At 62.4% G+C, this 21,995-nt stretch carries 22 protein-coding genes and 1 other RNA gene; 17 read left to right on the forward strand and 6 right to left on the reverse strand.

Annotation, left to right across the window (positions count from 1 at the left end; translation table 11 throughout):
- The 3 genes from ACTIGC_RS11095 to hisIE are packed head-to-tail and all read left to right on the forward strand — an operon-like array spanning nt 1 to nt 2,110.
- Complete coding sequence (locus ACTIGC_RS11095; RefSeq protein ID WP_439634464.1) at nt 1-723, forward strand: HisA/HisF-related TIM barrel protein; 723 nt, start codon at nt 1-3, stop codon at nt 721-723.
- On the forward strand, nt 717-1,484 hold the full coding sequence (gene hisF / locus ACTIGC_RS11100; protein WP_439634465.1) for an imidazole glycerol phosphate synthase subunit HisF: 768 nt from the start codon (nt 717-719) through the stop codon (nt 1,482-1,484). The genes ACTIGC_RS11095 and hisF overlap by 7 nt, the downstream gene beginning before the upstream one ends.
- Entirely contained in the window at nt 1,481-2,110 is a 630-nt protein-coding gene (gene hisIE, locus ACTIGC_RS11105; protein ID WP_439634466.1) for a bifunctional phosphoribosyl-AMP cyclohydrolase/phosphoribosyl-ATP diphosphatase HisIE, read from the forward strand. Before hisF ends, hisIE begins: the two co-directional genes overlap by 4 nt.
- 25 nt (nt 2,111-2,135) lie before the next feature.
- On the opposite strand, the gene ACTIGC_RS11110 is transcribed toward hisIE, so the two are convergent.
- Entirely contained in the window at nt 2,136-4,724 is a 2,589-nt protein-coding gene (locus ACTIGC_RS11110) for a M14 family zinc carboxypeptidase (RefSeq protein WP_439634467.1), read from the reverse strand.
- A 73-nt stretch (nt 4,725-4,797) separates the two neighbouring features.
- Here ACTIGC_RS11110 and ACTIGC_RS11115 point away from each other — a divergent pair, with 73 nt between their 5' ends.
- The 3 genes from ACTIGC_RS11115 (at nt 4,798) to ACTIGC_RS11125 (ending at nt 9,790) form a co-directional block, all read left to right on the forward strand.
- Nucleotides 4,798-6,810, forward strand: coding sequence for a TonB-dependent receptor (locus tag ACTIGC_RS11115; RefSeq protein ID WP_439634468.1), 2,013 nt, complete (start codon nt 4,798-4,800; stop codon nt 6,808-6,810).
- A gap of 60 nt (nt 6,811-6,870) precedes the next feature.
- Nucleotides 6,871-8,052, forward strand: a complete 1,182-nt coding sequence (locus ACTIGC_RS11120; protein WP_439634469.1) for a serine hydrolase domain-containing protein — start codon at nt 6,871-6,873, stop codon at nt 8,050-8,052.
- Nucleotides 8,053-8,134: 82 nt separating this feature from the next.
- Nucleotides 8,135-9,790 carry a thiamine pyrophosphate-binding protein gene (locus tag ACTIGC_RS11125; protein ID WP_439634470.1) on the forward strand — a complete coding sequence of 552 codons (1,656 nt, stop codon included), beginning with the start codon at nt 8,135-8,137 and terminating at the stop codon, nt 9,788-9,790.
- Between the two features lie 141 nt (nt 9,791-9,931).
- Here ACTIGC_RS11125 and ACTIGC_RS11130 read toward each other — a convergent pair whose 3' ends face one another.
- On the reverse strand, nt 9,932-10,105 hold the full coding sequence (locus ACTIGC_RS11130; RefSeq protein WP_439634471.1) for a DUF4169 family protein: 174 nt from the start codon (nt 10,103-10,105) through the stop codon (nt 9,932-9,934).
- On the reverse strand, nt 10,106-11,497 hold the full coding sequence (fumC, locus tag ACTIGC_RS11135; RefSeq protein WP_439634472.1) for a class II fumarate hydratase: 1,392 nt from the start codon (nt 11,495-11,497) through the stop codon (nt 10,106-10,108). It lies immediately after the preceding gene.
- Between the two features lie 100 nt (nt 11,498-11,597).
- Between fumC and ACTIGC_RS11140 the strand changes: the two genes are divergently transcribed.
- A complete protein-coding gene (locus ACTIGC_RS11140; RefSeq protein ID WP_439634473.1) occupies nt 11,598-12,005 on the forward strand; it encodes a RusA family crossover junction endodeoxyribonuclease in 408 nt (135 codons plus the stop codon).
- Between the two features lie 21 nt (nt 12,006-12,026).
- Nucleotides 12,027-13,046 (forward strand): zinc transporter ZntB, encoded by a 1,020-nt coding sequence (locus ACTIGC_RS11145; RefSeq protein WP_439634474.1) that lies wholly within the window; start codon nt 12,027-12,029, stop codon nt 13,044-13,046.
- Between the two features lie 5 nt (nt 13,047-13,051).
- On the opposite strand, the gene ACTIGC_RS11150 is transcribed toward ACTIGC_RS11145, so the two are convergent.
- Complete coding sequence (locus ACTIGC_RS11150) at nt 13,052-13,504, reverse strand: SspB family protein (RefSeq protein WP_439634599.1); 453 nt, start codon at nt 13,502-13,504, stop codon at nt 13,052-13,054.
- 153 nt (nt 13,505-13,657) lie between these two features.
- Here ACTIGC_RS11150 and ACTIGC_RS11155 point away from each other — a divergent pair, with 153 nt between their 5' ends.
- Nucleotides 13,658-15,034, forward strand: coding sequence for a cytochrome P450 (locus ACTIGC_RS11155; RefSeq protein ID WP_439634475.1), 1,377 nt, complete (start codon nt 13,658-13,660; stop codon nt 15,032-15,034).
- A 98-nt stretch (nt 15,035-15,132) separates the two neighbouring features.
- Complete coding sequence (locus ACTIGC_RS11160) at nt 15,133-15,735, forward strand: hypothetical protein (RefSeq protein ID WP_439634476.1); 603 nt, start codon at nt 15,133-15,135, stop codon at nt 15,733-15,735.
- Between the two features lie 22 nt (nt 15,736-15,757).
- Here the strand turns inward: ACTIGC_RS11160 and ssrA are convergent.
- Nucleotides 15,758-16,121, reverse strand: a transfer-messenger RNA (tmRNA) gene (ssrA, locus tag ACTIGC_RS11165).
- On the opposite strand from ssrA, the gene ACTIGC_RS11170 reads away from it, so the two are divergent.
- Entirely contained in the window at nt 16,122-16,862 is a 741-nt protein-coding gene (locus tag ACTIGC_RS11170; protein WP_439634477.1) for a DUF2459 domain-containing protein, read from the forward strand.
- Here ACTIGC_RS11170 and ACTIGC_RS11175 read toward each other — a convergent pair.
- Nucleotides 16,852-17,220 (reverse strand): VOC family protein, encoded by a 369-nt coding sequence (locus ACTIGC_RS11175; RefSeq protein ID WP_439634478.1) that lies wholly within the window; start codon nt 17,218-17,220, stop codon nt 16,852-16,854. The two genes, ACTIGC_RS11170 and ACTIGC_RS11175, sit on opposite strands and share 11 nt — an antisense overlap.
- A 194-nt stretch (nt 17,221-17,414) precedes the next feature.
- Between ACTIGC_RS11175 and ACTIGC_RS11180 the strand changes: the two genes are divergently transcribed.
- The 6 genes from ACTIGC_RS11180 to ACTIGC_RS11205 all read left to right on the forward strand — a co-directional run bounded on the left by ACTIGC_RS11180 (nt 17,415) and on the right by ACTIGC_RS11205 (nt 21,951).
- The gene (locus ACTIGC_RS11180; protein ID WP_439634479.1) at nt 17,415-18,254 is read left to right on the forward strand and encodes a thymidylate synthase; all 840 of its coding nucleotides are present in this window, start codon (nt 17,415-17,417) and stop codon (nt 18,252-18,254) included.
- A 313-nt stretch (nt 18,255-18,567) separates the two neighbouring features.
- A complete protein-coding gene (locus ACTIGC_RS11185; protein WP_439634480.1) occupies nt 18,568-19,041 on the forward strand; it encodes a hypothetical protein in 474 nt (157 codons plus the stop codon).
- The gene (locus ACTIGC_RS11190; RefSeq protein WP_439634481.1) at nt 19,038-19,547 is read left to right on the forward strand and encodes a dihydrofolate reductase; all 510 of its coding nucleotides are present in this window, start codon (nt 19,038-19,040) and stop codon (nt 19,545-19,547) included. Before ACTIGC_RS11185 ends, ACTIGC_RS11190 begins: the two co-directional genes overlap by 4 nt.
- A 107-nt stretch (nt 19,548-19,654) precedes the next feature.
- Nucleotides 19,655-20,842 (forward strand): FtsH protease activity modulator HflK, encoded by a 1,188-nt coding sequence (hflK, locus tag ACTIGC_RS11195; RefSeq protein WP_439634482.1) that lies wholly within the window; start codon nt 19,655-19,657, stop codon nt 20,840-20,842.
- 1 nt (nt 20,843) lies between these two features.
- Nucleotides 20,844-21,737, forward strand: a complete 894-nt coding sequence (gene hflC, locus ACTIGC_RS11200) for a protease modulator HflC (protein ID WP_439634483.1) — start codon at nt 20,844-20,846, stop codon at nt 21,735-21,737.
- A gap of 4 nt (nt 21,738-21,741) precedes the next feature.
- On the forward strand, nt 21,742-21,951 hold the full coding sequence (locus ACTIGC_RS11205) for a DUF2065 family protein (protein WP_439634484.1): 210 nt from the start codon (nt 21,742-21,744) through the stop codon (nt 21,949-21,951).
- Nucleotides 21,952-21,995 lie beyond the last annotated feature (44 nt).

The raw sequence follows: 21,995 nt of genomic DNA on the forward strand, positions 1-21,995 counted from the left end.
GTGATACTTTATCCAGCCATAGATGTCCTCGAGGGGCGGGTAGTGCGCCTTGCAAAGGGGGATTTCGCCGCCGTCACCGACTATGGGGATGACCCTGCCGCGGTGGCTCGCAGCTATCTCGAAGCGGGGGCAGAATGGCTGCACCTGGTGGATCTTTCGGGCGCGCGCGATGGCAAGAGGCGCCAATTATCCCTCGTCGAAAGCGTCGCCGCGACCGGCATCAAGGTGCAGACCGGCGGCGGGGTACGCACCGGCGAAGACATTGAATCATTGCTGGATTCCGGTGCTTCGCGGGTGGTGATCGGCTCGCTGGCCGTCACCGATCCGGGAAAGGTTTCCGGCTGGCTTGTCCGCTACGGGGCGCAGGCTATTGCCGCCGCTTTCGATGTGCGCATGAAGGGGGATACGCCCATCCCGGTGGTCAAGGGCTGGACCGAGGAAGCGGGGATAACGCTGGGGGAGCTTTTGCAGGCCTATCAACGCCACGGCCTGCGCCACGCGTTGGCGACAGACACCGGGCGGGACGGCATGCTGGAGGGCATCAATATCCCGCTTTATCAGAGCCTTGTGGCCTCCCGGCCGGAGATCGCCTGGCAGGCCTCTGGCGGTGTCGCTACGCTGGACGACATCCGGCAGGCCAAGGCCCTGAAAATGGGCGGAGTAATCATCGGCCGCGCGCTCTTTGAGGGCCGCTTCACGCTGGAAGAGGCGCTGGCATGCTAGCCCGGCGCATCATTCCCTGCCTCGATGTGCGCGATGGCAAGGTGGTCAAGGGCGTGCGCTTCAAAGACCATGAGGTGGTCGGCGATATTGTAGATCTGGCAAGGCTTTACGCCGAGCAGGGGGCTGACGAGCTGGTCTTCTATGACATCTCTGCCAGCCCTCAAGGCCGGGAGGTGGAGCCCCTCTGGGTGGGCCGTGTGGCGCAGGTGATCGACATACCGTTTTGCGTGGCCGGTGGCATCCGGTCAGTAGCGGCGGCCCGTGCGCGCCTGCATGCGGGAGCAGACAAAATATCCATCAACACCCCGGCCCTTGAAAACCCCAATCTGATCAATGCGCTGGCGGAAGAATTTGGCAGCCAGTGTGTGGTTGTCGGCATGGATAGCCGCAAAATTGGGGGGATAAACCGGCTCCACCAATATACAGGCGATCCGGACCGGACCCTGACCAGCGAACGCGATACGCTGTCATGGATAAAAGAGGTGATAGAGCGCGGCGCAGGCGAGATCGTGCTGAACTGCATGGATCAGGACGGCGTGCGCCAAGGCTATGATATTGAACAGCTAATCGCCGCCCGTGAGGTGTGCTCGGTACCCCTGATCGCCTCGGGCGGGGCGGGCGCGATGGACCATTTTGCCGATGTGTTCAAAAAAGCCAATGTTGACGGGGCGTTAGCGGCTAGCGTCTTCCACAAGGGCGTCATTTCCATCCCCGATCTGAAGATCTATCTCGCACAATCCGGCATCGAGGTGCGCCCATGAGCGATGAACTCTCCCCGCTTTCTGCGGAGCAAGTCGACTTTGAAAAGGGCGGTGGGCTGGTGCCTGCCATCGTCCAGCACGCGGCTACCGGCGAGGTGCTGATGCTGGGCTATATGAACGCCGAGGCGCTTGCCGCAACGCAGGAGAAGGGGCTCGTAACCTTCTGGTCGCGCTCGAAAAACCGGCTCTGGACGAAGGGCGAAACCTCTGGCGATGTGCTGCGCCTGGCTGGCCTGGCCGTTGATTGTGACCGTGATGCGATACTGGTGCAGGCTTTGCCCGAAGGGCCGACCTGTCACCTGGGCACGCGCTCCTGCTTTGGCGATTATCCCGGCCCGGCGCTGGCTTTCTTGAGCGAACTATCCGCGATCGTGGATAGAAGGGCGGATAGTTCGCCGGAGGAAAGCTATACCGCCCGGCTATTGGCCAAGGGAATCAACAAGGTAGCGCAAAAAGTTGGAGAAGAGGGCGTCGAGACGGCATTGGCTGGCGTTTCAGAGGATAACTCCGCCCTGACGGCTGAGGCGGCGGACCTGATTTTCCACCTCATTGTCCTCCTGAAAGCGCGCGGACTATCCCTCATTGATGTCGCCGAAGAATTGAAGCGCCGCCACGCCAAGGCGTGACAGCGCTTGTCTTTTCGTCCCTGACCTATTGCGCGGTCCGCCAGGGATTGCGGAATGTATCCCCGAAGAAGACGGCATTTGTCAGTACACGTGCGGAGCCGCGGAAATAGGCGCGGTAATAGGGATTGTCGGCAAACAGGATCACCGCCCCGCGCCCGCGCCGCTCCGCGTAAACGGCGCCAAGTCCTTGTAATGCATTGATATTTGCCTCTGACGCATAGCCGGACAGCAGCCCGTTACGGCTGTAACGCACTGGAATCGCGAAGGGATTCGTCCCGATCGCGAAGGCCTGCGTGCTCTCGCGCTGCACCGGCAGACGGTTTGAGCTGAGGCCGTAGAGAAGCGGGTGGGATAGATCCACATCCGTGCCGAAGATAGCGCCGGAGATGCGCTCCTCAGTGTCCCAGCGTGATATGGTGGCATAGGCTAGGGGATTGGCGGCGCCATTGTCCCCGCTTCGTTCGGCCCAGCTGGCGCTTGTCAGCTCGTTGCGGATCGCATAGCTGGCGCCGCCCTGAATACCGATCAGCACACCGCCGGCACGCGTCCATTCGCCGAGCCGTGTGGCGTCGGCTTCGCCCAACCCGCCATAGCTGCCATTGGGCAGGATGATATGCGTATAGCGCGACAGGTCGGCGCGGGCGAACTCGCTGATATCAATCATGGAAACCGGCATGTTCAGTTCGTGGTCGAACAGGTGCCAGATCTCGCCTGTCGCGCCCACATCCTGCCCGCGCCCCGTCAGCAGCAATATTTCCGGACGGCGCACATTGCTGGTGGCAAAGCCGCCCAGATCAGAGCCCTGACGCGTGGCGCCGCTGGTCGCCGCGATGACGCGCACACCGTCCGCCGCTGTCCTCTGGACAAGGGCGTGGACAGTTTCGGGATCGACATCTTGCTGACGCACCTGAATGACGACCGAACCGGGCGGGACAGAGACCTCTCCATCCGCCGTGGTTACGCTGATGGCATCAGGCACCATGCGGGCGCGGATGCCGGCATCCAGAAAGCGGTTGAGCGCGCGCGGAGCATAAAAGTTAGTCCAGTCAATGACATAGGCATAATCGGTGCGGGCGGGCGCCGGGACGGCCCGGTCAGCTGGCGTGACGCGTTCGTCGGCCAGGTTTGGTGCAAAGATGCCGGGGCGAACCGCAGCAAAATCAAGGCCATAGGCCAGAGGCTGCGTCCATCCGGAGACATCGTAGAACTCGGTCATGTCATCGATGATGCGGGTCTCGAACAGGGCCTCGACCACGCGGAACTCGCGCTGGCGCACAAGGACTACATAACTGTTTGCGGGATCAAAATCTGTATTGCCGAGCCTTGTGCGCTGTCTGAGCCGGTGAATCTCGATGCCATGAACGTCCAGCATATCAATGAAATCATTCAGCCTTCCGGAATCGGTGGAGCTGAAGACATAGGCCAGATTGGGTGCGGCGTTCGCCAGCTGCGCGCTCTCGCGGTAGAAATCGCGCTGGAAGGACAAAAGCTGCTCCCGATTGGCCAGACCGGCCCGGACCAGCGCTAGTCCGACACGGGCCTGCTGGCCTATCTTTTCATCGTAACGCAATGTTCCAAAATCGGTTTCCTGAACGATGCCGCGCACCGAGCTCTGCTCGAACAGGTATGGCACCGAGCCGACAAGGCCGGGATAGCTGGAGCCATAGCCGAGATAGAAATCGTCGAAAAACTCCTCGCTGACATAGAGCGCGCCTTCACCATCGAGCTGTTCGGTCAGAAAGCTGTTCATGCGCTGGTTAAGTGCAAGCCCGTCTGCTGACAGCAAAGGGTGCAGGCCGTCTGGCGGCCCCGGAGAGAAGAAGTAGGTTGTGTTCTGCCCCATCTCGTGAAAATCAGCCGCAATATTGGGCATCCATTCACGCGTCGCGCGCACCAGCGCCACCGCTTCGGGCTGGGTGACGGGCAGCCATTGGCGGTTCAGGTCAAACCAGTAATGGTTCGTCCGTCCCCATGGCCATTCATTGAAGTGCTCGCGGTGCTGCGGGTCTGCTACCGGCACCCGCGCGCGGTGCATATTGGTCCAGCTGGCGAAGCGCTCCGTGCCATCCGGGTTGATCGGACCGATCAGGTGGATGACCGAACGGTCAAGCATATCAGTCACTTCCGCGCCCTGACCGGCGGCCAGAAAATACAGGAGCGGCATGATCGCGTCATAGCTGGACGGCTCTGAGCCATGCACGCCATGAGTGAACTGGATCACGACCGGGTGGTCTGCCGGGATCGCGCTTGTATTGCCGGCAGCGGAGATTGCGTGCTGCGCCTCGCGGATCTCGTCCAGCCGCGCATGGTTTTCCGGCGCGGTGATGGTCACGCGCATGATCCGGCGGCCGAAATGGGAACGCCCGACACTGTCAATCGTTACCCGGTCGGAGGCGGCGGCAACCGCCTGCATGTAGGCCGCGATCATGTCGGGTGTGTAGATGATTTCGCCGACGGCAAAGCCGGTTACAGCCTCTGGCAGGGGAATCGCAGGATCGTACTCGACATTCTGAGCGATCAGCTCAGTTAAAGGCTTGGGCTCATAGGCATTCGCCGCCGAAAGCCCTACACACACGCCCAGCAAACTCACCAGCACGAACCGGCAAAACATCATGGCATCAACCCCCGCAAGAAACGCCGTAACCCTAGGCGGGCAAGGCCTTGCGTCAAGCGCGATGCACGCCTGTATGGCTGCTCCAGCCTTGCTGTTTGCCATGTCCGCGATAGCGGTGGCTCAGCCTATTTCTGCTGTACCGGACGAGGTGATCGTCGTCAGCGCAGCACGCACGGCCCAGGCGCGCGACAGCTCCGCTGTGCCGGTGGCCGTGCTGGATGCGCAGACTATCCGTACTGTCGGCGCCCAGCACATCGCCGAGCTGTTGAACCGGGCGCCGGGCGTCTACGTCCATCGCGGCAACGGGGCAGAGCATCTGACCGCCATCCGCTCTCCGGTCCTGAGCGCTGGCGCGGGCGCGGGATCATTCCTGTATCTGGAAGACGGAATTTCCCTGCGCGCGCCTGCGTTTGCCAATATCAACGGCCTGTTCGAGGCGGTCGACGAGCTGGCCGGCCGGGTGGAGATCATCCGGGGGCCGGGCGGGGCGGTCTATGGCTCGAACGCGCTGCACGGACTGGTCAATGTCATCACGCCTGATCCGGCCCTTTCCAGCCGCCGCGCCGAGCTGGAGCTGGGCAGCTATGGCCGTATACGCGTCACGGCCTCGGCCAGCGGTTCAACGCGCCTGGGAGATGGCTTTATCGGCCTCTCGGCGCGTTCCGAGGACGGGTGGCGGGATGATGCCTCCCTCTTCCGCGCCGGCCTGCAGACGCGCCTGGACTGGGGGCAGGGCGCCACCCGTTGGAGCCTGCGCGCCAGCGCCATCCACCTGGAGCAGGAAACCGCCACCTTCGTGAACGGGTTTGAAGCCTATCGCGATGAAGCGCTGTCGCGGCGCAATTCAAACCCGGAGGCCTTCCGCGATGCGCGCGCCTACCGGGCGAGCCTGCACGCCGGCCACACCCTGTCCGAACGCTGGAGCCTGTCTGGCGCAGTGTACGCACGCAGCAATGACATGGACTTCCGGCTGCATTTCCTGCCCTCGCGCGCTCTGGAATTAACCGGCCATGACAGTTTTGGGGCGCAGTCCGCCCTGACGCGCCAGACATCGCAAGGCAGCCTGACCATCGGCGCGGATGGCGAATGGACGCGCGGCTATCTGATCGAGGACCAGACGTTGGCGAGCTTCGGCGCGTTCCCGCAAGGCATTCACTACGATTATGACGTGGAGGCGTTGACCGGCGCGGTGTTCGCGATGGGGCGCCACGCCCTCACGGAATCGCTGGAAATCGAAGGCGGGGCGCGGCTGGAGACAACCCGTTTTGACTATACGAACAATACCGATGATGGCGCGATAGGCCGCTTCCTGCGTCTGCCGGACCGTTCTGACAGCTTCACCACGTTCGCACCTCATGCAGGGCTTGTGTGGCGCTTTGCGGACGATTGGCGTGCGTTTGCGCGTGCCGCGCGCGGCGTACGTGCGCCCCAGACGGATGAGCTCTACCGGCTGCAGCCCGGACAGGAGATCGACAATATCGAGCCGGAAGTGCTCGACAGTCTGGAGGCGGGCCTGCGCCTGTCGCGCCCCGACGGTCTGGCGCTGGAACTGACCGCCTTCACCATGGTCAAGCGCAACGTGTTCTTCCGCGACGCTGACGGCATCAACGTCACCGACGGACGCACGACCCATGAGGGTGTGGAGATTGAGGGCGTGTGGCCGGTCACAGACCGGCTTACGCTTTCCGGCGCGCTCATTTGGGCCATTCACAAATATGATTTCGACCGGCCGGTCAGTCAGGCCTTTGAGGTGATCGAGCGCGGCAACCGCGTCGACACCGCCCCGGAATGGCTGTGGAATCTGCGCGCAAGCTGGCAACCCGTGGAAGCGCTTCGCCTTGAAGCCGAATGGGTGCATGTGGGCGAGTATTTCGCCGATGCGGCCAATGATGCGGTCTATGCCGGTCACCATCTGGTCAATCTGCGCGGCGCGATGCAGGTACGCGAGGGCGTTGAGCTCTTCGCTTCGCTGCGCAACGCCGCCAATACACGCTATGCCGAACGCGCCGACTTTGCCTTTGGCGGCTATCGTTATTTCCCCGGCGAACCGCGTACCGTTTCCGTTGGCGTGCGCCTTGGGGGATAGCCGCAGCGCGTCAGCATGCGCTAGCCTTTCAGGATCAATGAAGATGGGCGGGAGATTGCCATGAGACTCATACTCACGATGGCCATTCTGGCAGTGGTCCTGCCTGCCGCCGCCCCCGCACAGGACTATTTTCCGCCTTCCGGCACTGCGAACTGGGAGCGTGCGGCTCCGGCCGATGCCGGGTTCAACGAAGATGCCTTGCAGGCAGCCATTGAATTTGCCATCGCCAGTGAGACCGCCAATCCGCCGCCTCTGGGCGATGTGGTGACCGCGCGCGAGCTGACCATCATGGTGCCGCTGCAATGGGCCGCCGAACCCTATTCCGATCCGCTCGGGCCGCTGGCCGACCGGGGTGAACCGTCAGGCCTTATCATTCGCGGCGGGCGCCTTGTCGCTGAATGGGGCGAACCGGAACGCGTCGACATGACCTTCTCGGTCACCAAGAGCTTCCTTGCCCATGTGGTCGGCGTGGCGCTTGATGACGGGCTGATCGGTGATGTCCACATGCCGGTATCGGCGCAAGTGGCCGATGAACGTTTCCACACAGCGCACAACGCACCTATCAGCTGGGACCAGCTCCTGCGCCAGACCAGCGGCTGGTGGGGCGAGCTGTGGGGCAAGCCGGCCTGGGCTGACCGGCCGGGCGAGAACGCCTTTGATGCTCTTGTGGCCGGGCCGCCGGAACCCGGCAGCGCTTATGAATACAATGATGTGCGCGTGAACGCGCTGGCGCTTGCGGCCACCCATGTGTTCGGCCGGGAGCTGCCAGATGTGCTGCGTGAACGCATCATGGACCCGATAGGCGCATCGGACGGCTGGGTCTGGCATGGCTATCACAACAGCTATGTTGAAGTCGGTGGCGAGCGCCTGCTGTCGGTGTCCGGTGGTGGGCATTGGGGCGGCGGCATGTTCATCGACGCCTACGACATGGCGCGCCTCGGACTTCTCGATCTCAATCGCGGAGTCTGGAACGGGGAGCAACTCTTGAGTGAAGCCTTTTTCGAGGCGGCACTGACGCCGGGCCAGCACAATGCGGGCTATGGCTATATGAACTTCTTCCTGAATGCGCCCGGCACGCGCCTGCATTCCGAAGCCATTCCGGCCAATGCCTATCTCCACCTTGGAGCCGGCACGAATGTGATCTTCATCAGCCCTGACCATGATCTGGTGGCAGTCGTCCGCTGGATCGATGGCGCGGCGATGGTGGAATTTCTTGAGCGCCTGATCGCCTCAATAGAGTGATAGCCAAGTGCCGCAGCGCCCTTGCGGGGGCGGTGCAGTATGGCTAGCAGTTACAAGAAATATTTTTCTGAAAGGAAATCCCATGCCCCGTCAGACTGGTGCCCAGCACCTCGCCGATGCCTTGCTTGCCAATGGTGCCGATCTGGCCTTTGGGGTGCCCGGCGAGAGCTATCTGGCGCTGCTCGATGCCATCTACGCCAAGGGCAAGGATTTCCGCTTCATCACCTGCCGTCAGGAGGCGGGCGCGGCCAACATGGCCGAGGCTCATGGCAAGCTGACGGGCCGTCCCGGCATCTGCATGGTCACGCGTGGACCCGGCGCGACGCAGGCGAGTGTGGGCGTCCACACGGCCTTTCAGGACTCCACACCGATGATTCTGCTCATTGGCCAGGTGGCGCGCGACATGAAGGACCGGGAAGCCTTTCAGGAAATCGACTACACGCATTTCTTCCGCGATCAGTGCAAATGGGTGGCCGAGATCAATGATCCCGCCCGCGTGCCCGAATACATGGCGCGCGCCTTTGCCACCGCCATGAACGGGCGGCCCGGCCCGGTCGTGCTGTCGCTGCCTGAAGACATGCTCACCGAAACCGCTGACGCGCCCGCCATTCGCCGCGTGGAGACCGCCCATGCCGCGCCCGCGCCGGGCGATATCGCCAGACTGGAAGCCATGCTTGCAAAAGCAAAGCGCCCGTTCGTGATCTATGGCGGCACCAAATGGAGCGGCGAGACGGTGGAGAAGGCGCGTCAGTTCGCTGAAAACAACGCGCTGCCCGTCGCCTGCTCCTTCCGCTCCAAGGACCATTACAACAATATGGGTCCGAACTATGCCGGGGATCTGGGCGTTGCGCCGAACCCCAAGCTGGTGGACCGCGTGAAGGGGGCAGACCTTCTGATCGTGTTCGGTCCGCGCCTCGGCGAGATGACGACCTCTGGCTATACGGTGCTCAAACCGCCGGTGCTGGAGGGCCAGACGCTCGTCCACATCCATCCCGGCGCGCAGGAGGTGGGCCGGGTCTACCAGCCAGATCTCGCCATCAACGCCACCGTGGCGGCCGCCGCCGATGCGCTCGCTCACATCAAGGTGGATACTAGCGCCTGGGCCGGTGAGGCCGCGGCCGCGCATGAGGAGTTTCTGGCATTCTCCTCGGTCGTGGAGGTGAAGCACGGCTTCAACCTCTCCAAAATGTTCTGCTGGCTGTCTGACAATTTGCCTGAAAGCGCGATCTTGACCAATGGGGCGGGCAATTACGCGGCCTGGCTGCACCGCTTCTACCGCCACAAGGCTTGCCGCACCCAGCTGGGGCCGACCTCCGGCGCGATGGGCTATGGCGTGCCTGCTGGTATCGCGGCCAAGATCGCCAAGCCGGACGCGCTGGTCGTCTCGGTCAATGGCGATGGCTGCTTCCTGATGTGCGGGCAGGAGCTGGCGACCGCCGCGCAGTACGGCGCGAACGTGATCTTCATCGTCGCGGACAACGGCGCCTACGGCACGATCCGCATGCATCAGGAGCGCGAATATCCGGGCCGTGTTTCAGGCACCGAGCTTAAAAATCCGGACTTTGTGGCCTACGCCAAGAGCTTTGGCTGTGAAGGCATCCGCGTGGAGTCGTTTGACGAGTTTCCGGCGGCCTTCGAGCAGGCGAGAAATTGCGGCAAGCCAGCGCTGCTGCACCTCATCTGCGATGTGGAGGAGATCGCGCCGGGACGGACGATTTCGGCTCTGAGGGGGAAGTAGGGGGGCGTAAGCTCGTTTCTCGTTCCCACTACCGTCGTTCCCGCGCAGGCGGGAACCCAGAGCCACTTCGCAACTGACAGAGCTTTATGATCGTCTGGATTCCCGCCTGCGCGGGAATGACGAGGAAAAGGCGGCTGCGAGCTACTCCCGCTTCTTGCCGTCCAGATCGCGGGCGGCCTTGTCCGTCTCCGCCTTGCGCTTTTGCTTTTCAGCCTTGGTCTGGCCAAAGGCGGCGCGATTGGCGGCAGCGTCCTTGGCTGCCGCCTCTCTGGCCTTGCGCTTGCGCGCGGTACGCAGATTGACGATTTCGCTCAATTATTTCGGTCCGATCATCTGTTCGGGGCGCACCACCTCGTCAAATTCATCTGACGTGACAAAGCCGAGGCGGATCGCTTCCTCGCGCAGGGTGGTGCCGTTCTTGTGCGCGGTCTTGGCAACCGTCGTGGCGTTGTCATACCCGATCTTCGGGGCGAGCGCTGTCACCAGCATGAGCGAGCGCTCCATGATGTCGGCGATGCGCGCCTCATTGGCCTCGATGCCGACCACGCAGTTCTCGGTGAAGCTGATCGCCGCGTCCGCCAGCAGGCGGGTGGAGGTCAGCACGTTGTAGATCATCACCGGCTTGAACACGTTGAGCTGGAAATGGCCCTGGCTGCCGGCAAACGTCACGGCGGCGTTATTGCCCATCACCTGCGTGCAGACCATGGTCATCGCCTCGCACTGGGTGGGGTTGACCTTGCCCGGCATGATGGACGAGCCGGGCTCGTTTTCGGGCAGAGACAGCTCGCCAATACCGCAGCGCGGGCCGGAGCCCAGAAGCCGGATATCGTTGGCGATCTTGAACAGCGAGACGGCCAGCGAATTGAGCGCGCCATGCGCCTCCACCAGCGCGTCCTTGGTGGAGAGTGCCTCAAACTTGTTGGGCGCTGTCACGAAGGGCAGGCCGGTCAGCTTGGCCACTTCCTCGGCGAACGCCACATCAAAGCCCGGCTTGGCGTTCAGCCCCGTGCCGACCGCCGTGCCGCCTTGTGCCAGCTCATAAAGGGCGGGCAGGGCCGCTTCCACGCGGCGGATGCCGTTCTCGACCATCGCCACATAGGCGGAGAACTCCTGACCCAGCGTGATCGGCGTCGCGTCCATCAGATGCGTGCGGCCGATCTTGATAATGTCCTTGAAGGCCTCTGACTTGGCCTTCAGCGCATCGCGCAGGGTTTTCAGGGCAGGCACCAGCGTGGCGTGAAACTCGCGCGCTGCGGCGATGTGGGTGGCCGTAGGGAATACGTCATTGGAGGACTGGGAGCGGTTCACATGGTCATTGGGGTGGACTGGGCTTTTGGAGCCCATCACCCCGCCCAGCATTTGAATCGCGCGGTTGGAGATGACCTCATTGGCGTTCATGTTCGACTGGGTGCCCGAACCCGTCTGCCAGACGACGAGCGGGAAATGGTCATCGAGCTTGCCTTCCGCCACTTCCAGTGCAGCCGCCGCAATCGCATTGCCTTCCTTCGCGTCCATATTGCCGAGCGCCATATTGGCCTTGGCGGCGCAGTGCTTGACGACGCCGAGCGCACGCACCAGCGGCACGGGCATGGTCTGGCCGCCAATCTTGAAGTTGATCAGCGAGCGGGCGGTCTGTGCGCCGTAATACTTGTCGGCGGGAACCTGAAGCGGGCCAAAGGAGTCGGTCTCGGTGCGCATGGCTGACATGGTGTTCCTCAGCGGGTCTGGTTTGCCTGCGCGGCTTGCCACAGGGCCAAAGCGCGCGGACACTGGTGAATATAACGAATCGGGTGTGTAGCATCGGGCCATGAGGGATCAAGCCGCAGACCGCTATGCACTGCAGGATGAGGGCCTTGAATGGTCCGGGAGAGGGAAGGTGCAGGTAGCCACGCCAACAGGATCGCTTCACTTGCGCGTCGATGCGCTGACCTCGCAGTCACGCCGCTTCAAGACGCTGATCGGGGAGTTCTTCCGCACCGAGTTCAAGCGCGTGCGCCCGAAATGGGGCCCCTATGAGGTCACCATCATCATCGAGCGCACCGAAAACTCGCCCGTCCACGATGTCGACAATGTCGCCAAGTCGGTGCTGGACGCGCTGACCGGCGTTGTCTTCCATGATGATAGCCAGGTAGAACGCTTGCACGTCGAGAAGGTGATGGGTGAGCGCGCGCGGGTGCGGGTACGCGCCGTGCCGCTGGTGCCGGAAGCGGCCTGATCTGTCACGGGAGGCCATCTCATGGCCGCTTCGATAACCGACGGTGCAACCCTGCCGCCCGTCCTCTGCTTTGCGCTGGATGGCCGGGGCGCAGCAGCACCCGCAACGCTAGATGCACTAAGCCCGCCTGGCCATGACGCGAAGCCGGAAGCGCGCGGCAAGGGGCGCCCGCCCTTCATCTGGGTCCATCTGCAACGTGAAGACCCGCGCACACGCGCCTGGCTGGAGGCCGAGAGCGGCCTGGACAGCTTCCTGCAATCGGCATTGCTGGCTGATGATACGCGGCCGCGCTGCACCGTTCACGGGGAAGGGGCCATTATCATCCTGCGCGGAGTAAACCTGATGGAGGGTGCCGAGCCGGAGGACATGGTCTCGGTGCGGCTGTGGGTGGACCGTTCGCGGGTGATTGGTGTCTGGGTGCGCCCGCTGAGCGCGGTGGAAGACCTTGTCAGCGCCATTGAGCGCGGCATCGCGCCTGTCAGCCCCGGTGAACTGGTCGGCAAGCTCGCCCAGCGTCTGGCGGACCGGATGGAGCCTCATGTCGCCGAACTGCACGAGGAACTCGATGCATTTGAGGATGAGTTGCTCGAAGACGAGCCAGTGAAACGCGGCGCACTGGCGAAGGTTCGCCGCCGGGCGATCCGCCTGCGCCGCTATATCGGCCCGCAACGTGATGCGCTGACCACGCTCTCCATTGAAGATCTGAGCTGGCTGATCGACCGCGACCGCTCTCGGGTGCGCGAAGCTGCCGACAAGACGACCCGTATCCTGGAAGAGCTGGAAGCAGTGCGCGAACGTGCCGCGCTTATCCAGGACCAGATCGTGGAGGCGCGCGGCGCGCGGATGGACCGATATATGGTGCTGCTGTCGGCGCTGGCGGCGATCTTCCTGCCGCTGACGCTTTTCACCGGCCTTCTCGGCATAAACGTGGAGGGTATTCCCTTTGCCGAACGGGAGTGGGCGTTTGCCGCCGTCACCGGGCTCATCATCGTGGCCGCGGTGATCCTCACCTTCGTGTTCAGGAAAATGAAGCTGCTCTGAGCGCCTCAGTCTTTCTTGCGGAAGGCGTCGAGGCTAACCACTGTGCCTTCTTCGCCGCCGCCACCCCCGCCGCCTGCTGCAGCGCTGGGCGCGGCACCATTGGCGGCGTCCGGCGCTTCATAGTCGAAGTGGAGATGGAAGCCGACCGCTGGATCGTGAAAGCGCGTTACAGCGCGATAGGGGACTTTGAGATATTTCGGGACGCCGCCGAATTTCAGCGTGACCTCGAAATAGTCTTCCTCTGCTGCGAGATCCCAGAACTGATGCTCCAGCACGACCGTCATCTCGTCGGGATAGGCCTCGGCAAGGCTGGGATCGATGTCGCATCCCGGATCGGAGGTCTTGAACGAGATATAGAAATGGTGGGCGCCGGGAAGGCCTTCGGGGCTCCCCGCCTTGGTAAACGCCTGACGGATCACGCCGCGCAAAGCGTCCTGCGCCAGCCGGTCATACCGCATCAGGTCCTTGCTCACTGCGTCTCCCCCTGCCTCGAGCTTTCGTAACCGAGCCTAGCCGACGCGTTCCTTGCGTCAATCGGTCAGCACTGCTGTCCCAATCTTCAATAGCCGTGCGATCGTTGCTGCGCTAGTTATCAGCGTATGGAAAAACCCATGCCAGCCAAGCGTGACGCCGATATGACGGACAGCTTTCAGCCCGCCCGGGTGACGCCGCTTGAGCGGCCTACGAATCTGCTGAAAACCGGCATGATGATGCGGGAAAACCCGCTATCCATCCTGCCCGCATTGCTTTTTGAAAAGACGATTCTGACCGGGCCGTATCTTGGCCGGTCGGTGCACCATGTATCCGGCCCGGCAGAAATGAAGTCGGTTCTGCAGGACAATTTCGAGGACTGGCGCAAATCCCCGCTCATCCAGCGCATGCTGCGTCCCGTTCTGGGCGACGCCATTCTGACCGCGCACGGGGAAAGCTGGCGGCGTCAGCGCATGACACTGCAGCCGGCTTTCCTCAAGCGCCGGCTGGACCCGTTCGCACCTGTAATGGCTGAGGCCGCCGCGATGGCGGTGGAGCGGCTAAAGCACCCGCAAACGCCTGAGATCATGAGCGTGATGAGCGATGCGACTTTCGCTGTGATCGAGCGGGTACTGTTCTCTGACGTCGAAGGCTTTGACCGGGGCGAGGTGAGGCTGGCCATCGAAGTGTTGCTGGAAGAGATCGGGCAGATGCGCCTGTCTGATCTAGCACCTGTCCCTGAATGGATGCCGCGCCTGATGACGCGGCGCGCCGTTCAGGCACGCAAGGTGTTCCGCAAGGCGGTGGAGGGCCAGATCGCCCGCAGGCGCGCGGCGGCCGATCCGGGCAGCGATCTTCTGGGCCTTCTTCTCACCGTCCGCGACGAGGAGACCGGCGAAGGTCTGTCCGATACCGATATACGCGACAGTGTGATGACGTTTGTGGCGGCAGGCCACGAAACCACCGGCATAGCCCTGACCTGGGCGCTCTACCTGCTGGCCAACCAGCCGCAAGCGCAGGCCCGCCTGCGCGAAGAGGCGAAAGCCGTGCTCGGCGACGGGCCTGCTACCGCCGAGCATGTAAGCCAGCTTTATTTCACCCGTCAGGTGCTGGAGGAGGCGATGCGCCTTTATCCGCCCGCGCCCATGGTGGCCCGCCGGGCCGTGCGGGCGACCGAGATATGTGGCCGCCCGGTGCGCAAGGGCGATGTGGCGCTGCTCGCCTTCTACTGCCTGCACCGGCACACGACGCTCTGGGACAATCCTGGCAGCTTTGATCCGGACCGCTGGCTGCGCGACCGCAGGCCCACCGACCGCTACCAGTTCCTGGCCTTTGGTGGTGGGCCGCGCGCCTGCATCGGCATGGGCTTTGCGATGATGGAGGCCACCATCATGCTGGCCACGCTGGTGCGTGAGCTGGCGTTTTCACCGCCCGCCGATGCCCGCCCTGTTGAGCTGGCCATGCAGGTTACCTTGCGTCCCGCGGGCGGGCTTCATCTCATTGTCAAACCGGCCTGATACCCTTGGTGTAGCGGCCATGGCGTCAAACCGCCGCTTTCGTGACGCCGATAATGGCGTTAACCTCACGGGCAGTTGGCAAATCAGGGGGGGCGGTATTGGAACGGCTGACCGAGCTTGAACATGAACCAGCCCGCGCGCTCGCCGCAGAATACATGCACGAGGCAGATATCCTTTTGGGCCGCCTGCCGCGCCCTGTCGCCCGGCATTATCGGCGTGAAGTGGAATTGCGAGTGATCGATGCTCTTAATGGCGGCCGCAATGCGAGCGCGGAGACAGTGGCCCGCGCGCTCGATCTCGTCGGTCCTCCCGGTTACTATCTGCCGTCTGAAATCGGTGGTCAGGCCGCGCGCCAGGCGGCGCGCACCCTCAACCCGCGCCGGGTGGTTGAGGCATTGCGCTACGGGGCCATGTCAGGGCCAGGTACCGCCGCCGCCGTCAGCGTGCTGGGCCTGCTTTACGTGGCCGCTGCCTTTGCCATCATCGCGGGCATTGCCCGGCTGATTTCGCCCGATGCAGCCGGCGTCTATCAACTGGCCAATGGGGCGTATGTCTTGGGGCTTGGGGGCAATTACCCCGAAGCGCGTGATGTACTGGGGATATTGTTCGTTCCGCTAAGCTGGGCTTTCGGCGCGGGGCTCTACATGGCGCTGACGCAGCTATTGCCGGTACTGATCCGCGAACGGTCACGCAGACGATAGGCTAGCCTCGAAAACCTGGAGAAGTGGGGGGCTTCTGTTGCCAGGCGCCCCCCGAACCCCGCCTGCGGCTTGCTAGAGCCGAGGACTTAAGATGCGAAATGATCGCGCCGCTTACGCAGCGAGACGCACTTCTTCAGCAAAGTTGTCGTTGGCAACTTTAACAATGGGCTGATAACGGAGCCCATGCGGGTGAAAGCAACGTCTTTACCCATCCGTCGATCCTGATCGGCCCCATGCTCACCGCCCAACGCAGCGGAAAAGAGATTGGTGGAGCCGCCGGGAATCGCACCCGGGTCCGGTCTGGTTATTACACGCACGTTTATCACCATAGACCGCTAAAAGCGGACCCCTTGAATATAGGGGCTTTGCCCGTGATATGAAAGGCCATGGCACGGCTTTGCCCCCTGATATGTCTGCTGACGGCTCTGATACTCGTGCTTGGCGCTTGCACCCGGCCTGCGCCGGTGGTGGCGGCCAGCGCCGATGACTGCGAGCTGATCGCGGTCAGCTCCAATGGCTGGCATGCGAATTTCTACCTGCCTGCAAGCGCGTTTCCTGCCGATGGGCCGGTACGGGAGGCCTTTCCGGATGCGCGCTGGTTCTCAATCGGCTGGGGCGATGCGGGAGCCTATGTGGATGGCGTAAACCCGCTCAACAGCATCGCCGCCATCGCATGGCCAACACCCTCTGTCGTCCATCTGGCCGCCTTGCAGCGCGATCCCCGCGAGGCCTATTTGAGCGAATACCGCAATGTCGCCCTGTCCGGTGAGGCGCTTGGCATCATTGTTGAGGGTCTGGAGGCCGAGCTGGTGCTGGATGAGGCGGGCGCTCCGCGCTTCGTCGCCGAGGGGCTGGATGCGCGCGGCAGCGCGTTTCTGGCTGGCCGTTCCACCTATCACGCTTTCCAGACCTGCAATGTGTGGGCGGCTGCGCGCCTGCGCGAGGCGGGCCTTGATGTCGGCTGGACAGGCGGGCATTTGCTGCCCGCCAGCCTTCTGGGCAGGCTTGAGCGCACCGCACCCTCTACCTGCCCCCCCCCTCCGGGGAGGAAGCCCGCTAGCCTGTTTGCTGAGTGGGTCCGTCATGATGAAGGCCCCGGTGCTGACAGCGCTGCTGTCAGCCCATGATGAAGGCATTGAGCTTGTTGCCATCGGGATCCCGGAAATAACCCGCGTAGAAATTGTCGCCGCGCGGACCGGGCTTGCCTTCACACGTGCCGCCATGGGCCAGCGCGATGTCATAGAGCCGGTGGACCTGCTCCTTGTCTTTCGCTTCCAGCGCGACCATCACGCCATTGCCGACGCTGGCCGCATTGCCATCAAACGGCTTGGTGGCGGCGATGCCGGCCGCGCCGCCGGGCTTGCCCCAGGCCACGAAAGTGTCGAACTCCATCATGCGCGGCGTGTCGAGCTCTTTCGCGAGGGCATCGTAGAAGGCACACGCTTTTTCAAGGTCCTTCGTGCCGACAGTTACATATCCGATCATTGAAATATTCCCTGTTTGTTCTGGTCCGTGCAAGCTGCCACCAGCGCGGTCCGGGCAAGAGGGATTTGGTGTCCGGAGACTTAAATCCTGTTCATAACTGGCTTGTGCCTGCGGTTTGGTGGCCCGCATGGGTAGGCCGAATCACCCCGATGGGGCAGGGTGCCCCCATACCCTTGCGGCTTAGAGAATTGTCCATGGCCCTTGCCGAACATCATCCCGCTCCCACGCCCCCCGGCATCGAGGCGGCGTATCTCGATCTCTTGCGCGATGTGATGGCCAACGGCACGCCGTCAGATGACCGCACAGGGGTAGGCACGCGCACGGTGTTTGGCCGCCAGATACGCTGTGATCTGGCTGACGGGTTTCCGCTTCTGACCACCAAGAAGGTGCATTTCCGCTCCATCGCCATCGAGCTTCTCTGGTTCATCAAGGGGATGACCAATGTGAAATGGCTGCAGGAGCGCGGCGTCACCATCTGGGATGAGTGGGCGGACGAGAATGGCGAGCTTGGCCCCGTCTATGGCAAGCAATGGCGGCGCTGGACCGGGCCGGACGGTCAAGAGATCGACCAGCTGGCAGACCTCGTGGCGCAGATAAAGGCCAATCCGGCTTCGCGCCGCCTCGTGCTCTCGGCGTGGAACCCGGCCGATGTGCCCTCCATGGCGCTGCCGCCTTGCCACACCCTGTTCCAGTTCCACGTCGCGCAGGGGCGTCTCTCGCTGCAGCTTTATCAGCGCAGCGCAGACCTGTTCCTCGGCGTGCCGTTCAATATCGCGAGCTATGCGCTGCTGGTGGCCATGGTGGCGCAGGCGACGGGGCTGAAACCCGGCGAGTTCGTGCACACGTTTGGCGATGCGCACATCTACTCAAACCATGTCGAGCAGGTGGAGCGCCAGCTGGCCCGCGATTTGCGCCCGCTGCCTACGCTGAAGCTCAATCCGAGTGTCACCGATCTTTTCGCCTTCGAGTATGAGGATATCGAGATCATCGGCTATGACCCGCATCCTGGTATATCCGCGCCGGTGGCGGTGTAGAGTTTAAGTTGGCGTTTTGTTCCGACTCTGGTAGATGGTTGGTTAGAGGTTGTAATGGCACGGAGGCTTAAAAATGGATCGTCGACGAATTCACCTGCAAAGGCTTGAGGGGATGTCACGCAACGGGGGCGTTTCTAGCCCGTTTGCAGGTGTTCCGTTCATGCATATGCAGCATCAGCAGGATATAATTCCGAATAGCTTGCCCTCTAAGCATCTTGCCCGGCCAGAAGAACAAAATACGAAAGCGGAATCAACGCCCAAACCCGCTTCACAGCCAGCCTCTAAAAAGTAGAGCTTGAATTCGAGTCTAGCTGTGTTTGATGTCGATATAGTTGCAGTGTCGATTGGCTCACTAATTGTGAGTGCGTTGGCACTCTGCGGCTCGTTTTACATTGCAAAAACAAACATAAAAAACAAAAACTTTGATGCAGCTTTAAAATTGTTCGAGCTGTCAGATAAGATTTACTCTCGGTATTTAAAGGCAGAAAAAACAGATATTTTTGCAGTCGGGCAGGTTGTTTCTTGCTTGGAGCTTGAGGCGGCAATAATGAATAAAAAAATGATATCTGATGATGTTGCTGATGTTTTTCGGGATTCGTTGGTGGGTAGAATAAAGAATTCTTGTAGTGATCCCGTTTTGATGGCGTATGTAGAGTCCTCCTTAGGTGACGTTGACAATTCAAGCCCTGATGTTCTGTGTCATGTCCGCTCTTTTATAGAAGGTAATTGGCATTGCTTCAATGAGCCAGAGGTGGTTTATAAACATTATTGTGGGCGAAAGCATTGAAGGTCCCCCTCTCAATCGTCGTTGCGGTGGCGAAGAATGGCGTGATCGGGCGGGGCAATGACCTGCCCTGGCGCATTCCCTCTGATCTGAAGAATTTCAAGGCCACCACGCTCGGAAAGCCGGTCATCATGGGCCGCAAGACGTGGGACAGCCTGCCGCGCAAGCCCTTGCCGGGGCGGGCGAATTTCGTCGTCTCACGCAGCGTCGCGGCACTGGAAGGCGCGCAAGTTTTCTCCAATGCGGACGATGCGGTGGAGGCTGCGCGAAAGATCGCGGCGAAGGACGGCGCCAGCGAAGTATGTCTGATTGGCGGCGCGGCGCTCTATGCAGCCCTGCTGCCCGCTGTCAGCCGCATCTATCTGACCGAAGTCGATCTCATGCCGGAGGGCGATGCGCACTTCCCGGTGCTCAACCCGCCCGAGTGGCGCGAGGTCCGCGCCGAACGCTTTGACCCCCAGCCGGGCGATGATGCCGGGTTCGTGGTGCGGGTTCTGGAGCGGGTGTGACGCATCGCGCACTGCGCTGCGTGCCGGTTTGACTTGAACCGGCGGGCTGATCCGTCCACATATCATCGAGACATCTGATCATTTCCCATTCCGTTACGAGGACGTACATGCCCTGGAACGACAATGCAGGCGGCGGCGGAGGCCCATGGGGCTCTGGCGGCGGCGGACGGCGCGGCAATAACAACAACCAGAATCCGTGGGGGCAGGGCCCCGGCGGCGGACGGCGTGGCTCTGGTAATGGCCAGGGCGGCGGCGAGCCCGATCTGGAACAGTTCATTGCTCAGTTGCAGGCGCGTATCCGGCGCATGTTCGGCGGTTCGGGTGACGGCAAGGGATCGGGCGGTCCGGGCCTTGGCCTGATCGCGGCGGGTATCTTCTTTGTCTGGCTCGCCTGGCCGGGCTCGGCCTGGTACGTGGTTGGTCCGCAACAGGCCGGCGTGGTTCTGCGCTTTGGTGAATATGTCCGCACGACGGGCGCGGGCCTGCAGTTCAAGCTGCCGGTCCCGTTCGAGACGGTGCTGCTGCCTGAAGTGACCACCACCAACGAGGTGGCCGTCGGCGGCACTCCGCAGGAAAGCCTGATGCTGACGCGCGACGAAAATATCGTCGAGATCGACTTCGTGGTGCAGTGGCGCGTGGATCTGACCTATCCGGAAGGCGTGCGCGACTTCCTGTTCAATGTGCGTGATCCGCAAGGCACGGTGAAAGCTGTTGCTGAAAGCGCGATGCGTGAAGTCGTCGGCACGACCGAGCTTCAGCCCATCATCACGGCGGGCCGGACCGATGTTGCCCGCCGCGCGCGCCAGATCATCCAGGACACGCTCACCAACTATAATTCCGGCATTCAGGTGCTGGAGGTCCAGCTGCGTGAAGCGTCCGCGCCGGCCAGCGTTATTGACGCGTTCCGTGATGTTGACGCGGCCCGTCAGGATGCCGAGCGTGCCGCCCTGCAGGCGACCGCCCACGCCAACCAGGTGATCCCGGAAGCGCGCGGTGACGCCGTGCGCCTGCTGGAAGAATCGCGAGGGTATCGCGAGCGCGTGATTGCGGAAGCTGAAGGCCAGGCCGACCGCTTCAACCAGATTTTCACCGAGTACCGCCTGGCACCGGACGTAACCCGCCGGCGCATCTTCCTTGAAACCATGGAGCAGGTGCTGGGCCGGTCTGAACTGATCATCCTGGATCAACAGGCCGGTAGCGGCGCTGTGCCTTACCTGCCGCTTGACCAGCTGGGCCGGGACCGCAGTCCCGCCCGCACACAAACCGGCTCCGCATCCAGAACGGGAGAGCGCTGATATGCCTCGTATCGTATTGATCAGCCTGGGCGTTTTGCTTGTCATCGCGGTGATCGTGGCTCTGTCGGCCACTTACACCGTGTCAGAACGCGAATCCGCCCTCGTTCTCCGGCTTGGTAATCCGGTCGCGGTTATCAACGAGCCGGGCGACGAGGAGCCGGGTCTCCACTTCAAGATCCCGTTCGTCGATGATGTGCTGCATTTCGACAAGCGTAATGTCGAGTTCAACCTGGCCCCGGCCGAAATTCTCGCCGCTGACCAGGAACGTCTCGTCGTGGATGCTTTCCTGCGCTATCGGATCGTCAATCCGCTGCGCGTCTATCAGACCGTCCGCGATGAGCGCGGCCTGCAGCAGCGCCTGTCGGCCATCATGGACGACTCCTTGCGCGGTGTGATCGCATCCATCCCCTCCAGCGAGGTCATTTCCGGCCAGCGGGCGCAGGTGATGAACCGTATCCGTCTCGCCGCCGAGGCGCAGGTCGCCACCCAGGATCTGGGCATTCAGGTCATTGATGTGCGTATCCTGCGAGCCGATCTGCCCCAGCAGATTGCGGACCGGGTGTTTGAACGGATGCGGTCAGAGCGTCAGCAGGAAGCCCAGCTGATCCGCTCGCAAGGTGAAGAGCGGGCCCGCCAGATCCGCGCCGAAGCGGACCGCGAAGCCGTGGTAATCCTCGCTAACGCCCGCGCCGAAGCGGAACGTATCCGCGGTGAAGGCGATGGCCGCCGCACGGCGATCTTCGCTGAAGCCTATGGTCAGGACCCGGACTTCTTTGCCTTCTATCGCTCGATGCTGGCCTATGATCTCGCCCTGCGGGACAATACGCCGATCATCGTGAGCCCGGATTCGGAGTTCTTCCGCTACTTCCAGAATCAGGCCGGGTCGCCGAACTAGGGGTATGAGTATCGGGGCCATGCTCGGCTGGATCGTTCTCGCCATCGGCCTGGTGCTCGTGGTTGAGGGCCTTCTCTACGCGCTGGCCCAGTCATACGCGCGCTATCTGGCCGGGATGCTGGCCGACATCCCGCCAGCCACGCTAAGGCTGGCGGGCGTTGGCGCGGTTGCTGCGGGCGTAATTCTGGTCTGGTTCGGGCGGTCCGTGGGCTGAACGCCACCTGCAATGGGGGGTGTTGGCAGGCAAACAACGCGTTA

It is taken from the genome of Glycocaulis sp. (assembly GCF_051859565.1).
GTDB lineage: Bacteria > Pseudomonadota > Alphaproteobacteria > Caulobacterales > Maricaulaceae > Glycocaulis.

Bases quoted from the DNA above. Each gene is read 5' to 3' on its own strand.
- ACTIGC_RS11150 (WP_439634599.1), bottom strand. From the start codon at position 13,504: ATGCGGTATGACCGGCTGGCGCAGGACGCTTTGCGCGGCGTGATCCGT.
- hflK (WP_439634482.1), top strand. From the start codon at position 19,655: ATGCCCTGGAACGACAATGCAGGCGGCGGCGGAGGCCCATGGGGCTCT.
- ACTIGC_RS11180 (WP_439634479.1), top strand. From the start codon at position 17,415: ATGGCCCTTGCCGAACATCATCCCGCTCCCACGCCCCCCGGCATCGAG.
- ACTIGC_RS11120 (WP_439634469.1), top strand. From the start codon at position 6,871: ATGAGACTCATACTCACGATGGCCATTCTGGCAGTGGTCCTGCCTGCC.
- ACTIGC_RS11175 (WP_439634478.1), bottom strand. From the start codon at position 17,220: ATGATCGGATATGTAACTGTCGGCACGAAGGACCTTGAAAAAGCGTGT.
- ACTIGC_RS11115 (WP_439634468.1), top strand. From the start codon at position 4,798: ATGGCTGCTCCAGCCTTGCTGTTTGCCATGTCCGCGATAGCGGTGGCT.
- ACTIGC_RS11145 (WP_439634474.1), top strand. From the start codon at position 12,027: ATGGCCGCTTCGATAACCGACGGTGCAACCCTGCCGCCCGTCCTCTGC.
- ACTIGC_RS11170 (WP_439634477.1), top strand. From the start codon at position 16,122: ATGGCACGGCTTTGCCCCCTGATATGTCTGCTGACGGCTCTGATACTC.
- ACTIGC_RS11110 (WP_439634467.1), bottom strand. From the start codon at position 4,724: ATGATGTTTTGCCGGTTCGTGCTGGTGAGTTTGCTGGGCGTGTGTGTA.
- hflC (WP_439634483.1), top strand. From the start codon at position 20,844: ATGCCTCGTATCGTATTGATCAGCCTGGGCGTTTTGCTTGTCATCGCG.
- fumC (WP_439634472.1), bottom strand. From the start codon at position 11,497: ATGTCAGCCATGCGCACCGAGACCGACTCCTTTGGCCCGCTTCAGGTT.
- ACTIGC_RS11125 (WP_439634470.1), top strand. From the start codon at position 8,135: ATGCCCCGTCAGACTGGTGCCCAGCACCTCGCCGATGCCTTGCTTGCC.
- ACTIGC_RS11155 (WP_439634475.1), top strand. From the start codon at position 13,658: ATGCCAGCCAAGCGTGACGCCGATATGACGGACAGCTTTCAGCCCGCC.
- ACTIGC_RS11140 (WP_439634473.1), top strand. From the start codon at position 11,598: ATGAGGGATCAAGCCGCAGACCGCTATGCACTGCAGGATGAGGGCCTT.
- hisF (WP_439634465.1), top strand. From the start codon at position 717: ATGCTAGCCCGGCGCATCATTCCCTGCCTCGATGTGCGCGATGGCAAG.
- hisIE (WP_439634466.1), top strand. From the start codon at position 1,481: ATGAGCGATGAACTCTCCCCGCTTTCTGCGGAGCAAGTCGACTTTGAA.
- ACTIGC_RS11205 (WP_439634484.1), top strand. From the start codon at position 21,742: ATGAGTATCGGGGCCATGCTCGGCTGGATCGTTCTCGCCATCGGCCTG.